Raw genomic sequence first — 512 nt, forward strand, 5'->3', positions numbered from 1 at the left:
CGGGATCTGGTTGGCCCGCTGCATCATCGGCGGACGGTGCGAACCGTCACCAGCCCACGCCGCGCACTGGAACGTACCCCGCTGCGGCAGACCCGGCACCCGGATCTCGATCACGTCCGGCTGAGCCGAACCACCGTTGTCCTCGGTCGCCACGAAGAACGCCGGCGCCGGCGCCGGATCCGGAGCCACCTGCGTGCTGTTCAGAATCCGGCAACCGGTGTGGAAGTGACCGCGCACCAGGTCCTGGTCGTTCAGCTCCGACCGCAACGCGTAGTAGCCGCCCTGACCAGCGGGCAGGAAGCTGTCCCGGATCAGGTTCCGCGTCGACACCCGGATCGTGAACGGCTGGTTCACCCGCACGTTCCGCGGCGCGGACGTGATGAGCAGGGTCGGGTTGTCGTCCGCGTTGGCAACCTCGCCCATCTCGGTCACCACACAGCGCTCACCGTTCTGGAAACCATCGTGGATCGGCAGGTTGCTGCCTTCCTCACACGTGTTCGGCTCCTTGTTCA

1 pseudogene is annotated in these 512 nt (G+C 66.8%); it reads right to left on the reverse strand.

Annotated features, from left to right (window positions below):
* Positions 1-423, reverse strand: a pseudogene (locus tag V6V89_RS41570) (Pecanex-like protein 1); the annotation flags it as partial.
* Positions 424-512: the final 89 nt, after the last annotated feature.

This window comes from Micromonospora sp. CPCC 206061, assembly GCF_036906915.1.
Lineage (GTDB): Bacteria > Actinomycetota > Actinomycetes > Mycobacteriales > Micromonosporaceae > Phytohabitans.